This is a genomic window from Sphingobium fuliginis (genome assembly GCF_004152845.1).
Classification (GTDB): Bacteria; Pseudomonadota; Alphaproteobacteria; order Sphingomonadales; family Sphingomonadaceae; genus Sphingobium; species Sphingobium fuliginis.
Genome location: NZ_SEON01000001.1, coordinates 236,562 through 251,502, shown reverse-complemented (window position 1 = coordinate 251,502; position 14,941 = coordinate 236,562). Strand labels below are relative to the sequence as shown.

The 14,941-nt window shown below is 64.8% G+C and carries 15 protein-coding genes; 6 read left to right on the top strand and 9 right to left on the bottom strand.

Annotated features, from left to right (window positions below; all coding sequences use genetic code 11):
* The first annotated feature begins 88 nt into the window (after positions 1 to 88).
* The 5 genes from EWH10_RS01360 (at position 89) to EWH10_RS01340 (ending at position 5,063) form a co-directional block, all read left to right on the top strand.
* Complete coding sequence (locus EWH10_RS01360) at positions 89 to 361, top strand: hypothetical protein (RefSeq protein ID WP_044662711.1); 273 nt, start codon at positions 89 to 91, stop codon at positions 359 to 361.
* Positions 358 to 1,089: a tRNA (guanosine(37)-N1)-methyltransferase TrmD gene (gene trmD / locus EWH10_RS01355; protein ID WP_044662710.1), complete on the top strand. Its 732-nt coding sequence runs from the start codon at positions 358 to 360 to the stop codon at positions 1,087 to 1,089. The genes EWH10_RS01360 and trmD overlap by 4 nt, the downstream gene beginning before the upstream one ends.
* A gap of 11 nt (positions 1,090 to 1,100) precedes the next feature.
* Positions 1,101 to 1,469: a 50S ribosomal protein L19 gene (gene rplS, locus EWH10_RS01350; RefSeq protein ID WP_025547586.1), complete on the top strand. Its 369-nt coding sequence runs from the start codon at positions 1,101 to 1,103 to the stop codon at positions 1,467 to 1,469.
* A gap of 343 nt (positions 1,470 to 1,812) precedes the next feature.
* Positions 1,813 to 4,437, top strand: coding sequence for a TonB-dependent receptor plug domain-containing protein (locus tag EWH10_RS01345; protein ID WP_044662709.1), 2,625 nt, complete (start codon positions 1,813 to 1,815; stop codon positions 4,435 to 4,437).
* 101 nt (positions 4,438 to 4,538) lie between these two features.
* Positions 4,539 to 5,063 (top strand): GNAT family N-acetyltransferase, encoded by a 525-nt coding sequence (locus EWH10_RS01340; RefSeq protein ID WP_044662708.1) that lies wholly within the window; start codon positions 4,539 to 4,541, stop codon positions 5,061 to 5,063.
* Here EWH10_RS01340 and EWH10_RS01335 read toward each other — a convergent pair.
* From EWH10_RS01335 to EWH10_RS01295, 9 genes are all read right to left on the bottom strand, one after another.
* On the bottom strand, positions 5,047 to 6,309 hold the full coding sequence (locus EWH10_RS01335) for an MFS transporter (RefSeq protein WP_130029832.1): 1,263 nt from the start codon (positions 6,307 to 6,309) through the stop codon (positions 5,047 to 5,049). The genes EWH10_RS01340 and EWH10_RS01335 overlap by 17 nt on opposite strands.
* 44 nt (positions 6,310 to 6,353) lie before the next feature.
* The gene (locus EWH10_RS01330) at positions 6,354 to 7,154 is read right to left on the bottom strand and encodes a TrmH family RNA methyltransferase (protein ID WP_044662706.1); all 801 of its coding nucleotides are present in this window, start codon (positions 7,152 to 7,154) and stop codon (positions 6,354 to 6,356) included.
* 134 nt (positions 7,155 to 7,288) lie between these two features.
* Positions 7,289 to 8,284 (bottom strand): sensor domain-containing diguanylate cyclase, encoded by a 996-nt coding sequence (locus tag EWH10_RS01325; RefSeq protein WP_044662705.1) that lies wholly within the window; start codon positions 8,282 to 8,284, stop codon positions 7,289 to 7,291.
* Positions 8,285 to 8,401: 117 nt separating this feature from the next.
* Positions 8,402 to 8,674: an HPr family phosphocarrier protein gene (locus EWH10_RS01320; RefSeq protein WP_025547580.1), complete on the bottom strand. Its 273-nt coding sequence runs from the start codon at positions 8,672 to 8,674 to the stop codon at positions 8,402 to 8,404.
* The gene (locus tag EWH10_RS01315; protein WP_025547579.1) at positions 8,671 to 9,075 is read right to left on the bottom strand and encodes a PTS sugar transporter subunit IIA; all 405 of its coding nucleotides are present in this window, start codon (positions 9,073 to 9,075) and stop codon (positions 8,671 to 8,673) included. Before EWH10_RS01315 ends, EWH10_RS01320 begins: the two co-directional genes overlap by 4 nt.
* A 32-nt stretch (positions 9,076 to 9,107) precedes the next feature.
* Positions 9,108 to 10,040: an RNase adapter RapZ gene (gene rapZ / locus EWH10_RS01310; RefSeq protein WP_130029759.1), complete on the bottom strand. Its 933-nt coding sequence runs from the start codon at positions 10,038 to 10,040 to the stop codon at positions 9,108 to 9,110.
* Entirely contained in the window at positions 10,037 to 10,486 is a 450-nt protein-coding gene (locus tag EWH10_RS01305; RefSeq protein ID WP_025547576.1) for an HPr kinase/phosphorylase, read from the bottom strand. The genes rapZ and EWH10_RS01305 overlap by 4 nt, the downstream gene beginning before the upstream one ends.
* 228 nt (positions 10,487 to 10,714) lie before the next feature.
* Positions 10,715 to 12,310, bottom strand: a complete 1,596-nt coding sequence (locus tag EWH10_RS01300; RefSeq protein WP_044662703.1) for a stimulus-sensing domain-containing protein — start codon at positions 12,308 to 12,310, stop codon at positions 10,715 to 10,717.
* On the bottom strand, positions 12,276 to 12,983 hold the full coding sequence (locus tag EWH10_RS01295; protein WP_044662702.1) for a response regulator transcription factor: 708 nt from the start codon (positions 12,981 to 12,983) through the stop codon (positions 12,276 to 12,278). Before EWH10_RS01295 ends, EWH10_RS01300 begins: the two co-directional genes overlap by 35 nt.
* Positions 12,984 to 13,272: 289 nt before the next feature.
* Here EWH10_RS01295 and EWH10_RS01290 point away from each other — a divergent pair, with 289 nt between their 5' ends.
* Entirely contained in the window at positions 13,273 to 14,868 is a 1,596-nt protein-coding gene (locus EWH10_RS01290; RefSeq protein WP_044663208.1) for a phosphoenolpyruvate carboxykinase, read from the top strand.
* Positions 14,869 to 14,941: the final 73 nt, after the last annotated feature.

Sequence of the window (14,941 nt, the reverse complement as noted above, 5' to 3'; positions counted from 1 at the left end):
AGGAGCCCAGATCGGACGGTGGAACCAGGCTCCCGCCTTCGCAGGAGCAGCTTGTAGATCAATCGGAGGCATTAAGAGGGCGCGAACCATGCCGAAAATCCTTGCCGCTCTCTATCTGCTCCTGATGGTCGCCGCCGGCTGGCGTCTCTTCACCATGTCCTGGTCGCGGGCGCTCAAGATCGCCGCGGGCGTGGCGATGGTCGTTCCCATTCCGATGCTGTTCCTGCTGCCCGCGCTGGTGCAGCCGGACCGGCCCTTCGCGGACCTGCTGTGCGCCATCGGCATCGCGCTGATGCTGGGCGGCGGGGTGTCGCTGCTGGGCGGCATGACGGGCGCCTGGTTCAAGGCGCGCAAGGCATGAGCTTTCAGGCGCAGATATTGACGCTCTACCCGGAGATGTTTCCTGGGCCGCTGGGCGTGTCGCTGGCCGGGCGGGCGCTGGCGGAGGGGAAATGGGGCTGCGATCCCATCCACATTCGCGACTTCGCCACGGACAGGCATCGCACCGTGGACGATACGCCCGCGGGCGGCGGGGCGGGCATGGTGTTGCGGGCCGACATACTTGGCCTTGCCATCGATCATGCGCTGGAAAAGCGCCCCGACCTGCCCGTCATCGCCATGACGCCGCGCGGCGCGCCGATCACCCAGGGGCGCATCCGCCAGCTTGCCGCCGGTCCCGGAGCCACCATCCTCTGCGGCCGGTTCGAGGGATTTGACGAGCGGATTTTCGACGCCCGGCCCGTCGAGCAGATCAGCATGGGCGACATCATCCTTTCCGGCGGAGAAATGGGCGCCCTGATGCTGCTGGATGCTTGCATCCGCCTGCTTCCTGGGGTAATGGGCGCCGCTTCCAGTGGGGATGAAGAGAGCTTCGAAAGCGGCCTTCTCGAATATCCCCACTACACCCGGCCCGTTATATGGGAAGGGCGTATGATCCCCGAAGTGTTGCGATCGGGGGATCATGCGAAGATCGCCGCCTGGCGGAAACAAAGGGCGGAGGATGACACACGGCTAAGGCGGCCGGACCTTTGGGAACGTCATATCGGCGTTCGGGACCAGCCGCCCTCTGGTGCGCAACGCGAAAAGTAGGACTTGAAGTCATGAACCTGATCCAGCAGATCGAGGCCGAGAACATCGCGGCCCTCGCCAAGGATATTCCGGAATTCCGCCCCGGCGACACGCTGCGCGTCGGCGTGAAGGTCGTCGAAGGCGACCGCAGCCGCGTCCAGAATTACGAAGGCGTCTGCATCGCCCGCTCGAACAAGGGCATGGGCAGCAACTTCACCGTGCGCAAGATCAGCTTCGGTGAGGGCGTGGAGCGCGTCTTCCCGCTCTATTCGCCGAACATCGATTCGATCACTGTCGTCCGCAAGGGCGTGGTGCGTCGCGCGAAGCTCTATTATCTGCGCGGCCGCACCGGCAAGCGCGCTCGCATTGCCGAGCGCCGTGAAGTGCGCAGCGAGGATTGATCGCTTTCATACTGTCTTGACAGTTGTAAAAAAGAGACAGGCGGCATCCCATGGGGGTGCCGCCTTTTTCTTTATGCATCAATGATTTGATCCGGAATTGCGGGGATTTCCCCTTTCCCCGTCAGCCATGATTTTGCGCCGCAGCAGAAATTCGTTTTTCTTTGATGGCGGTTTTGTGTCAGCGTTCCGTTTCCAGAGATTGCTCAATATTTCGAAGATCCAAGCCTGCGGCTCTGGAGCAGGATCATCGTAGCTCAAAGGATTTGAACGAACTGTTCAGGTAAGAACAAGAAAATATCTGTCGGGAGAGGCTCTCTTCATAACGAAGCAAGGGGGCTGGTTCATGAACCAAAAGAGTTTCGTTTCTCGCGCAGCCATGATTATTGCGCTGTCTTCTTCAGCAACAGTTTACGCACAGACCGATCCGCAAGCGGCCTCCGCCACGGATGGCGCGGCGATCATCGTCACCGGCACCCGCCTGACCGGGATGAAGGTGGCCGACAGCCCGGCGCCGATCCAGCTCCTGGGCGCGGACACGTTGCAGCGCACGGGCTCCCCGGACCTGATGCAGAGCCTGGCGCAGCAGCTTCCCTCCGTCCAGGCGCAATCCTTCGGCAGCGACCTTCAGGCGCATAACCTGCAGATGAAGCTGCGCGGCCTCAGCCCCAACCACACGCTGGTCCTGGTCAACGGCAAGCGGCGTCACGGCACCGCCAACGTCTCGGTCGCCGGTGGCCCCTATGGCGGCAGTGCCGCTCCGGACGTCAGCTTCATCCTGCCCGAATCGATCGAGCGCGTGGAAGTGCTGCAGGACGGCGCGGCGGCGCAATATGGCACGGACGCGATCGCGGGCGTCATCAACTTCCTCCAGAAGAAGGCCGACCATGGCGGCTCGATCAATGCGACCGGCGGCGAATATTACGACCAGGGCGGCAAGACCTATGCGATCGGCGGCAATATCGGCCTGGCGCCCTTCGACGGCGCTTATCTGAACATATCGGCGCAGAAGAAGCACAAGGGCTTCAGCTTCCGGGGCGACATCAACCCGCAATCGATCAACCTGTCCAACACCTATCCCGAAATCAGGAACCTGCCCGGCTATCCCTATACGAACCGGATCATAGGCGACCCGCACATCGACCAGACGGTCGTGAACTACAATGCCGGCTATGAATTCGGCGACTATGAAATCTACAGCTTCGGCAGCTACGGCCATAAGAAGGCCGCCGCCTATGAGAATACGCGCCCGCCGACGACCGTCGTCAGCGCTGGCGGCGTGCCCTATTATGCCGGCGGCTTCCAGCCGCAGGAGCGCATCGACGAGACCGATTATTCGGTGACCGGCGGTTTCCGCGGCACATTGGGGGACACGACGTTCGACCTGGCGTCCACCTATGGCAAGGATCTGGTCAAGGTCTATGTCTATCATTCGGCCAATGCCCAGCTCTACGCCGATACCGGCTTCACGCCCGAAACCTTCCACAATGGCGACTTCTTCAACACCCAGTGGAGCAACACGCTCGACCTGACGCATGCCGTGGACATTGGGCTTTCGGAACCGGTCAACATCGCGGCGGGCCTGGAATTCCGGCATGAGACCTATGGCATCCGGGCCGGCGATCCGGCCTCCTATTATGGCGGCGGTGCGCAGTCCTTCTTCGGCTACAGCCCCAATGACGCGGGCAAGTACAAGCGGGACAATTTCTCGCAATATCTGGACATCAGCCTCAAGCCGCTGGAAAACTGGCTGGTGGACGGCGCGGTCCGCCACGAACATTATAGCGATTTCGGCGACACGACCGTCTTCAAGCTGACCAGCCGCTATGACTTCTCCGACGCCTTTGCGTTGCGCGGCACGGTCAGCACCGGCTTCCGCGCGCCGACCCTGGCCGAAGGAGGCTATTCCGGCCTGAACGTCGGACCGGGCTTCATCGGCGGCGTGCTTCCGCCCGCATCGTCCGCCGCGGCGTCGCTGGGCTTTGGCGGCCTCAAGCCTGAAAAGTCGACCAACTTCAGCCTGGGTACGGTCATCAACCCGGCGCGCAACTTCACGATCACGCTGGACGCCTATCAGATCACGATCCGCAACCGCATCATGACCTCCACGGCCTTCTCCGGCTTTACCGGCAATCGCTGCCCGGCGGGTTATGCGGGCGGCAATGCGGCGGCCTGCCTGCCCTTCGATGCGGACCAATATGCCATCTACAACCAGTTGGCGGTGCTGAGCGCGGTGAACGCGGCGCTGGGCGGCAGCAGCACGGTGACGGACTGGAGGACGGCGGACGCGATCCCGGCCTATGTGCTGTTCGCGGACAATGGCGTCGACCGCAACACCGAGGGCGGAGTGTCGGTGCAGAGCTTCGTCAACGGCGTGAAGATGCGGACCCGGGGTGTCGACCTGGTGGCGAGCTATGTCACCGACCTTGGCGAAATGGGCAAGCTCGACCTGACCTTCACCGGCAATTACAACGCCAACAAGGTCCTGGGCATCAATCCGCTTCCTTCCGCGCTCTATTCCAGCACCGTCAATCCCGAGCTGACGCGCCTTATCGACGCGTCGAGCGAAGTGGAGCTGGAGCACAGCACGCCGCGCTTCCGGGGCACGTTCAACGCCTTCTGGACCTGGGGCAAATTCTCCGCCAACCTGCGCGAAAGCTATTATTCGCAGGTTTATACGCTGGAAACCGCGCGCAGCGGCCCGGATGCCGGCGACCTCATCAAGGTGCCGGTCAAGGAGGCGTTCATCACCGACCTCGAACTTGGCTACCAGATCGCCAAGCCGATCAAGCTTTCCATCGGTGCGAACAATCTGTTCAACAAATATCCGACCCAGCGGTCCAAGGAGTTCATCCGCAACGCGGAACTCGCCAATGGCGAACGCGGCTATTCGACCAGCAAATATCCGACCATCTCGCCCTTCGGCATCAATGGCGGCTATTATTATGCGCGGGTGAACGTCACCTTTTGAAAAAAGGCGGACAGGCCTTCCGGCCTGCCTGTCTTGCAACGGGAAGGGCGGCGAACGGCACGAGCCGTCGCCGCCCTTCTGCCTTTTATCGGTGCCAGTCCATGCCGCTTTTCCACCGTATCGCCACCCCGGCCGACGAACCGGCGCTGCTGGAACTGATGACCCTGGCCATCGACCGTCTGCAATCCGGTTTCCTGACACCGGAACAGGTGAAGGCCAGCCATGGCTTCATGGGGCTGGACAGCCGGTTGATCAGCGACGGCACCTATTTCGTGATCGAGGATCGGGGGGAGATTGCCGGTTGCGGCGGCTGGAGTCGGCGCGCCACGGCCTATGGCGGCGACCATAGCGCGGGGCGGGACGACCGGCTGCTCGATCCGGCGACGGAGGCCGCCAGGGTGCGGGCCATGTACACCCATCCCGATCATGTGCGGAAGGGCGTGGGCACGCTGATCCTCTCCCTCTGCGAGGCGGCGGCGCGGGCGGAGGGCTTCGCGGCGCTGGAACTGTCCGCCACCATGGCGGGCGTGCCGCTTTACCGCAGCTTCGGCTTCGTCGACGTGCGGGCGTTCGAGGATAGCGGCGTGCCGCTGATCCTGATGCGCAAGCCTATTGGCGACTCGTGAACCAGAGGCCGATCAGGCTGAGCGCTGCCGCTGCCGACATATAGAGGCCGACCAGCTCGACGCCCTGGACCTGGATCAGCCAGGTCGCGACGATGGGCGCCAGCGCGCCGCCGATGATGCCGCCCAGGTTGAAGGCGAAGGACGCGCCGGTATAGCGAAGCTGCACCGGGAAGAGATGCGGCAGATAGGCGCCGAGCGGCCCATAGACGAAGCCCATCAGGAACAGGGCGAGGCTGAGGATCAGGAAGATCGGCAGCAATTGCCCGGTGCCCATGGCGGGACCGAAGATCACGCCCATCGCCACCGTGCCGACGCAGCCGGCGACCAGCACGCGGGTCGGGCTGCTCCTGTCCGACCACCAGCCGGCGACGATGATGCTGAACGCCATGAACAGGATCGCGCCCAATTGGATGGCGAGGAAGGTTTCGCGGTCGATCCTGAGCGTGGTGGTGCCATAGCCGAGGGCGAAGGCGGTCGCGATATAATAGACGGCGAAACAGGCGGCGCAGGCGAAGGTGCCCGCGACGGCCGCGCCCAAATGGCTCTTGAACAGCGTGGCGAGCGGCACGGCGGGCGGCGGTGCTTCGGCCCGAGCGGCGGCGAATTCGGGGGTTTCGGTGAGCTTCAGACGAATCCACAGGCCCAGGATCACCAGCACCGCGCTGCCCAGGAAGGGCAGGCGCCAGCCCCAGGCGAAGAAATCCTTGTCAGTGAGGAACATGCCCAGCAACAGGAACAGCCCGTTGGCGGCGAGGAAGCCCACCGGCGCGCCCAATTGCGGGAACATGCCGAAGCGCGCCCGCCATCCCGGAGGCGCATTCTCCACCGCCAGCAAGGCCGCGCCGCCCCATTCGCCGCCAAGGCCGAAACCCTGTCCGAAGCGCAGGAGGCAGAGGATCAGCGGCGCCCACCAGCCGATGCTCTGATAGGTCGGCAGGAATCCGATCGCCAGCGTCGATCCGCCCATCAGCATCAGCGACGTCACCAGCGTCGCCTTCCGCCCGATGCGGTCGCCATAATGGCCGAACACCGCCGCGCCCAGGGGCCGGGCGAAGAAGGCGAGGGCGAGGCTGCCATAGGCGGCGAGCAATTGTGCCGAGGGGGAGGAGGCGGGGAAGAAGAGCGGCCCGAAGACCAGGCTGGCGGCGGTCGCGTAGATATAGAAGTCGTAGAATTCGACGGCCGTGCCGATCAGGCTGGCCGCCAGCACCCGCTTGTGGCGCAGCATCGCGCCCATGCCGCCCATTTCCCTGGCCCCTGCTTCCACCGCTTGCACGCCCCCCATCGTCGTCATTTCCCCGCCCGCTTCTGGTTCAGCAATTCATAGGCCATCACCGCGCAGGCGACCGCCGCGTTCAGGCTGTCGGCCTTGCCCAGCATCGGCATCTTCACCAGCAGGTCGCATTCGGCTTCATAGCTTTCGGGCAGGCCCTGCGCCTCGTTGCCGACCAGCAGGAAGCTGGGGCTCTGGTAGCGAGGTTCCTGATAGTCGTGCGTGGCCTTCAGGCTGGTGCCGATCAGCTCGCCCGGCCCCTGGCGCAGCCAGTGCATGAACTCGCCCCAGCGCGCCTGGGTGATGCTTTGGGTGAAAAGGGCGCCCATGCTGGCCCGCACGGATTCGACGGAGAAGGGGTCGACGCAATCGTCGATCAGGATCAGACCGCCCGCGCCGACCGCATCGCCAGTGCGCAGGATCGTGCCCAGATTGCCGGGATCGCGCAGCGACTGGGCGACGATCCAGATGTCGGCCCTGCTCCGGTCGAGCTTCGCCAGCGGGGTCAAGCGGTCGCGATAGACGCCGACCACCGCCTGCGGATTATCCTTGCCGCTGATCTTGGAGAGGATGTCGGGCGTCGTCTCTATCACGTCGCCGCCCGCCGCCTCCATCGCCGCGATCAGATCGGCGGCGAGGGGGTGGGTGGAACCGGCGTGGAACAGCATTTCGGGCAGCACGCCTTCCTCGCGCGCTTCGGTCAGGATGCGCAGCCCTTCGGCCAGGAAGAGTCCCTCCGCCTTGCGGAACTTCTTCTCCCGCAGGGAACGGACGCGCTTCACCAGCGGGTTGGAAAATCCGGTGATTTCTCGCGCCACGATGCTGTCTCTTGCCCTTTTTGCAGGTCCGCCGAAACGGCCTCTCTATAGGGGGAGAGGGGAAAAGGGTAGGGGGCTTGGCAGGGTGGGGATTTGGCCTTGCTGCCGGCAGGCGTTAAACCGGATCCCCTATCTCAGGTCGCCTGGGAGGCGCCGTGCCGGGCGACGGCGACGCGGTTGCGGCCGGAGCGCTTGGCTTCGTAGAGCGCCATGTCCGCGACCGCCAGCCAGCTTTCGCCTGTCGGCCAGTCGCCGCGCAGTTCCGCCACGCCGAAGCTGACGGTGGCGCGCAGCGGCGGCGTGCCGGGCATTTCCGCAGCGGCGATCGCGTCGCAGAAGCGCTGCGCCGCCCTTGCGGCATCGTCCTCCGCCGTTTCGGGCAGCAATATGCCGAATTCCTCGCCGCCCAGCCGCCCGAGCGAATCGCTGGGGCGTTGCAGGCCGGCGCAGAGCCGGGCGATGCCGCGGATCACCTGGTCGCCAGCGGGATGACCGTAGGTGTCGTTGATATGCTTGAAATGGTCGATGTCGAACAGCAGCAGGCTGGAGGGCCGCTCATGCCGTTCGAACAGGGCGATGGCGCGGTTCATTTCGGTGAGAAAGGCCCGGCGGCTGAGCGCGCCGGTCAGATGATCGCGCTCCGCGATGCGGCGCAGTTCGAGCTGCTCAACCACCAGCGCGGCGAGGTTCTTGAGGATGGCGATCTGCGCCGGGTCGAATTCGCGCGGCACGGTGTCGATCGCGCAGAGCGAACCGATATTATAGCCGTCCGGCGTTTCCAGCGGGATGCCGGCATAGCTGCGGATGTTGGGATCGCCCGTCACCAGCGGATTGTCGCGGAAGCGGGCATCCTCCTTGGCGTCGGTAATGACCATCGGCGCCCGCTGGCGGATGGTGTGGTCGCAAAAGGCGATGTCGCGGGCGGTTTCGCTTTCGTCGAGGCCGGCCAGCGACTTGAACCACTGCCGATCGGTATCGACCAGCGAGACGGCCGAAATCGGCACGCCCAGGATGCTGCGGACCAGATCGGTGATGCGGTCGAAGGAGGATTCCCTTGGCGTATCCAGAACTTCGTACCGGTTCAGCGCGGCGAGACGCGCCGGTTCGTCCATCAGCTTTGGATCGAGCATTGCCAACTATCCTCAACCGGCGGCGCGCCCTTCCTGCGCCCCGCGATTCCCGTTCGATATTATCCTGTGATAGTCGCTTGCCGATGTTTGACAAAGGCTTAGCAGGCTCGACCGGCCTTATTCCTCGCCAAATTTATCCTCGACCAGCGTCACCAGCTTGCCCAGCGAATCGGCTGCCTCGGGACCGGTGGCGCTGATGACGATGCTGTCCCCCATCGCCGCGCCCAGCATCATCAGGCCCATGATGGAGGTTCCGGTGACTTCGCTGCCGTCCTTGCGCACGGTGATCTGCGCGGGAAGGCCGCTGGCCAGGGTCACGAATTTCGCGCTGGCGCGGGCGTGGAGGCCCCGGCGGTTGCTGATCCTGACTTCCTGGCTGATTTCGCTCATGTGGTGCTGCCCAACAGTTCCGATGCAACGCTGATATATTTCTGACCCGCTTCCCGCGCGGCGGCGACGGCCTGGCGCACGTCCATGACCTTGCGCGCGCTTTCCAGGCGGATCAGCATGGGCAGGTTGATGCCCGCGATCACCTCTATCTCGCCCGCCTTCAGCAGGGAGATGGCGAGGTTGGAGGGGGTGCCGCCGAACAGGTCGGTCAGCAGGATCACCCCGGACCCGTCGTTGACGCGCGCCACCGCATTGGCGATGTCGGCGCGGCGCATCTCCATATCGTCCTCAGGCCCGATGCAGATGGTCTCGATCTGCTGCTGCGGACCGACCACATGCTCCATCGCGACGACGAATTCCGTCGCCAGCGCCCCATGGGTGACGAGTACCAGTCCAATCATCTTGCTTACGTGGCCCACCTGTTCTTCATGGATTACGCTTTCGGGCCTCCCGGTCTGCGCTTCTCCAGGGCGTCCTGGGGCGCTGATTCCATATTGCGGTGCGAGACCGTGGGCGAAAAGCCCGCATCTTGCAAGCATCTGGCGACGCGTTCGGCCACATGGACCGACCGATGGCGGCCGCCCGTACAGCCAAAGGCCACGGTAATGTAGCTTTTTCCGCCCTCCGCATAGCGGGGCAGCAGCAGGGCCAGCAAGTGTTCGATGCGCCCGACCGCCTCATCATAGGCGGGATCTTCCATGATATAGGCGGCGACAGCGGGGTCGAGCCCGGTCTTCGGCCGCAGCGCCTCCTCCCAATGGGGATTGCGCAGGAAGCGCATGTCGAACACCAGATCGGCGTTGAGCGGCACGCCGCGCGAATAGCCGAAGGACATAATGGTCAGCACCGGGTCCGACAGCCCCTCGCGCGAGAAGCGGTTGCGGATTTCCTGTTGCAGGCCGTTGCTGGTGAGGCTGCTGGTGTCGATCACCTGATTGGCCCAGCGGCGCAGCGGTTCGGTCAGTTCCCGTTCGCGGGCGATGCCATGGCGGGCGGGGCGGTCGGTGGCCAGCGGATGGCGGCGGCGGGTTTCCGCGAAACGACGCTCCAGCTCCTCGCCGGAGCAGTCGAGGAACAGCGTTTCCACATCATGGCCGTGGCGAGCGCGCAGGGCCTTGATCCGCTGGACGATGGCGGCGGCGTCGAAGCCGCGGGTGCGCGCGTCGATGCCCAGCGCCAGAGGACGGTCCGTCCCTTCCTCATGCCCCTCCGGCAGGGGGGTGTCGAGCAGGCGGTCGAGCAGCACCAGCGGCAGGTTGTCGACCACTTCCCAGCCCATATCCTCCAGCGTCTTGAGCGCGGTCGTCTTGCCCGCGCCTGACAGGCCGGACACGAGCAGGATGGTCTTCGGCGTTTCCAGGCTCACAACGGGTCCATGCTCCCGAGGCCCAGGGTCCGGACGGCGAGTTCCACCTTGATCGGGGCGGATGCTTCGAACGGGGCGAGCCGGACCACGGGGATTGCGACCCCGGCGATGGACCGTTGCGCGGTTTCCGGCGGCATTCGCTCCACGTCGTCGCTGAGGTCGACCGCCAGCGCGACCGGGGCGTTGTCCGCATGGGGCATGTCGACCAGCCCCAGGCCGCGCACCTCCATCATGCCGACGATCCGGTCGGGCGCGCGGGCGAACAGGCGCCCTTCGATCTCCAGCAGGCGGGTATAGTCGTCGCTCACCAGCACGGCGCCGCGATCGATCAGGCGCAGCGCCAGGTCGGACTTGCCCATGCCGCTGGGGCCGCAGAGCAGCACGGCCCGGCCGTCAATCGCCACGCTGGTCGCATGCAGGGTTTCGGAAGAATGTGTCGACGCCATATCGCCTTATCGCTTTGACGTCATATTAGCTCCTGTTGGCGCTGGTGGAAATCGAATTAACCGGGGCGTTTCTCATTATGGTGCAGTGGGGGTGTGGGGGAGGGGCAAATTCAGGCCATTCCCCGCAGACGGTCGGCGCGGCGCAGCGGGCCTGGAGGGCGGCAGCTTAAAATCCCGGCCTCCTCCCGCCCATGGGAGGGGGAGTATCTGCGCCTCCCCCGTTCCGGCTTATTCCGAAACGATGCCCGGATCGCGTTCGACCGCCATGGGCAGGCGCACGATGAAGCAGGCGCCGCTTTGCGCGTCCTGGCGGTCCGCGATGCTGATCTTGCCCTGATGCCCCTCCACGATGGAGCGGGCGATGGCGAGGCCAAGGCCCGAATGCTTGCCGAACGCCTCATTTTCCGGGCGGACGCTGTGGAACCGGCGGAAGACATGTTCGCGTTCGGATTGCGGGACGCCCGGACCCTCATCCTCCACGCTGACCAGCACTTCATTGTCCGCCACGGTGGCGACGATCTGGACCAGCCCGTCATCGGGGGAGAAGGAGATCGCATTGTCGATGAGGTTGTCGAGCACGCGGATGATCCGCTGCTCCTCGCCCAGCGCAACCGCGACATTCCTGCGTGGCCGGGCGAAGGCGAGGCGCACGCCGCGGGGCACGCCGCGGGCTTCGCGGGCGACCACCATCTTCTCGATCAACAGGCCGAGATCGATCGGCTCGAACCGGGTGCGGGAAAGCTGCGCGTCGATGCGCGAGGCTTCGGCAATGTCCGTCACCAGCCGGTCGAGCCGGCGCACATCGTCCTGCGCGATCGCCATCAGCTGGGCGCGCAGTTCCGGCTTGTCCACCCGATCCAGCGCGTCCAGGGCTGAACGCAGGGAGGCGATGGGGTTCTTCAGCTCATGGCTGACATCGGCGGCGAAGGCGTCGGTCGCGTCGATCCGCTGGCGCAGCGCATGGCTCATGTCGGACAGGGCGCGGGCCAGCATGCCGATCTCGTCCCGCCGGTCGGGCAGGCGTGGCACCGTGACTTCGCGCGCCCGCCCCAGCCGCACGCGCACCGCCGCGCGGGCGAGGCGTTGCAGCGGCTGCACGATGGTCCGGGCCAGGAACAGGGAGAGCAGGACGGAAGCCAGCACCGCCGCCGCCAGCACCATGCCCAGGCGGAAACGCTCCGCGCGGACGGTGCGCGTGATGTCGCGGGCATTTTCCGTCGCCAGCAGGCCGGTGCCGTCCTTCACATTGACCGCCGCGGAGATCATGAAGGTGCGGTCGGGGGCATAGCGGTTCACCGCCTGGGTGCGGCCGCTTTTGCGCGCCACCACCATTTCGGGCCATGCCTGTGCCCGGTCGACTGCCGGCTCCTCGAAATTGGGCGGGCGGTCGGCGGACACGATGCGGTCTATCACCTTGTCGAGGAAGCGGGCGACATGGCGCTGCCATTCCTCCTCGGCGGGCAGGCGCAGGCGATAGCGCGGCGCGTTCATGGCGAAGCTGTCGGCGATCAGCCGTCCCTGCGCGTCATAGCGGCGCACGCGGTCGCCGGTCTGCCGCGCATAGGCGGCGATCAGCGCGTCCTGCCGGTCAGCCGGCGCATTTTCAAGGCCAATGGCCAGCAGCTTCAATTCGCGCGCCGACTGCTCCAGCCGGTCGTCGACGATGCGCGTGCGGTAGCTGTCCAGATAGAAGAAGCCGCCCGCCAGCAGCGCCAGCGCGAACACATTGACCGCCAGGATGCGCGGGGTCAGGCTGATCCGGCCGGACCAGCTCCACCTTGCGCCCGCGTCATGCTTCTTCGGAGAAACGATAGCCGGCGCCATAGAGGGTGTCGATTGCGTTGAATTCGGGGTCGACTTCGCGGAACTTGCGGCGAAGGCGCTTGATGTGGCTGTCGATGGTGCGGTCGTCGACATAGACGTCGTCCTGATAGGCGGCATCCATCAGCTGGTTGCGGTTCTTGACCACGCCGGGGCGCGCGGCGAGCGTTTCCAGGATCAGGAATTCGGTCACGGTCAGCGTCACGTCCCGGCCCATCCATTTGACCCGGTGGCGGGCAGGGTCCATTTCCAGCCGGCCGCGCACGATCGGTTCGGCCACCGGCTCGTCGGGCGCGGCATCCACCTTGCTCGCCTCCGCCCGGCGCAGGATCGCGCGAATGCGGGCGATCAGCAGCCGCTGGGAGAAAGGCTTGCTGATATAATCGTCCGCGCCCATGGCGAGGCCCAGCGCCTCGTCCAGTTCGTCGGCCTTGGACGTCAGGAAGATGACCGGCATATGGCTCTTTTCCCGCAGCCGCCGCAGCAGTTCCAGCCCGTCCATGCGCGGCATCTTGATGTCGAACACGGCCAGGTCTGCGGGATTTTCTATCAGCGCCTTCAGCGCCGCCTCCGGGTCCGAATAGAGGCGCGTCAGGAACCCTTCCGTCTGCAACGCGATGGAGACGGAGGTCAGGATATTCTTGTCATCGTCCACCAGAGCGATGGTTGCGGTCATGCTGCGCCCCGAAAATCGTCGGCAATGGGAATGCCCCTGCGTTAGACGAAGGCGGCTTCCCCTGCAAGGAAGGCCGGGCGGGCGGGTTATGCGGTGTAGCCATGGGAATTCGGGATAAATGCCGGGGATGCGGGGTTTCCCGGGGTTTGACGCATCTTCTGCAAAGGCTTATGCCCGCTAGGTCTGCAGCAGATGGCGCCAAGCGGCGAAGATCGCGGCGTTGAGAGGCGGACCGGCCGTGAACATGATAAGATGGCGGCCGGACATAATGATATTCAGGAGTAAAGGCGTGCAGGCCAAATCCTCTTTCACCCTCGATCGGCAGGGCATTTCCACCAGCGCCGATCAATATTGGAATCTGGGCACCGCGCCGCTGGTCGAAGCCGCGCTTGCCAATGGCGAGGGCATATTGGCCAAGGACGGCCCGCTGGTGGTCAAGACCGGCAAGCATACCGGGCGGTCGGCAAGCGACAAGTTCATCGTCAGGGACGCGGAAACCGAATCCACCGTCTGGTGGGGCAAGACCAACGTGCCCATGACGCCGGAGCATTTCGCCGCGCTGAAGGCCGATTTCTTCGCCGCCCTGGGGCAGAAGGACAAGCTGTACATTGCCGATCTGTTCGGCGGATCGCAGCCTGAGCATCGCGTCAACGTGCGGATCATCAACGAATTCGCCTGGCATAACCTCTTCATCCGCACGCTGCTGGTCCGTCCGGGCGCGGAGGAGCTGGCGGATTTCGCGCCTGAATATACGATCATCGACCTGCCCACCTTCCAGGCCGATCCGGTCCGTCACGGCACCCGCAGCGAGACGGTGATCGCGGTCAACTTCACCGAGAAGCTGATCCTGATCGGCGGCACCCGCTATGCCGGAGAGATGAAGAAGTCGGTCTTCGGCATCCTCAACTATCTGCTGCCGACGCGGGGCGTGATGCCGATGCACTGTTCGGCCAATATCGGTCCGAACGGCGACACGGCGGTCTTCTTCGGCCTGTCGGGCACGGGCAAGACCACCCTGTCGGCCGATGCCAGCCGCACGCTGATCGGGGATGACGAGCATGGCTGGTCGGACACCGCCGTCTTCAATTTCGAGGGCGGCTGCTACGCCAAGATGATCAACCTGTCGGCCGAGGCCGAGCCGGAGATCTTCGCCACCACCAAGCGGTTCGGCACGGTGCTGGAAAATGTCGTGATCGACGAGGAAACCCGCGAGATCGACCTGGACGACAACAGCCTGGCCGAGAACAGCCGGGGTTCCTACCCGATCGACTTCATCCCGAATGCGTCGGAGAAGAATCTGGGGCCGGTGCCGAAAAACATCATCTTCCTGACCGCCGATGCTTACGGGGTTTTGCCGCCGATCGCGCGGCTGACGCCGGACCAGGCCATGTATCATTTCCTTTCGGGCTATACCGCGCGCGTCGCCGGGACGGAGATCGGCGTGACGGAGCCGTCCGCGACCTTCTCCACCTGCTTCGGCGCGCCGTTCATGCCGCGTCACCCTTCCGTTTACGGCAACCTGCTGAAGGAACGGATCAACAAGGGCGGCGTGACCTGCTGGCTGGTCAACACCGGCTGGACCGGGGGCAAATATGGCGTCGGCAAGCGCATGCCGATCAAGGTGACGCGGGCCCTGCTGAACGCGGCGCTCGACGGCAGCCTCAACAACGCCGAATTCCGCACCGATCCCAATTTCGGCTTCCAGGTGCCGGTTGCGGTTCCGGGCGTGGATTCGACCATACTCGATCCGCGCGCGACCTGGCCCGACAAGGCGGCCTATGACGAAACCGCCGGCAAGCTGGTCAAGCAGTTCGTCGACAATTTCGCCCAGTTCGAGGATCATGTCGATGCGTCGGTGCGCGACGCGGCGCTGACGGCGGCCTGACAGGCCCGCATTTCGTAACGACAGGGGCCGGGGAGCGATCTTCCGGCCTCTTTCGCTTCCCGTCGGCGGGACG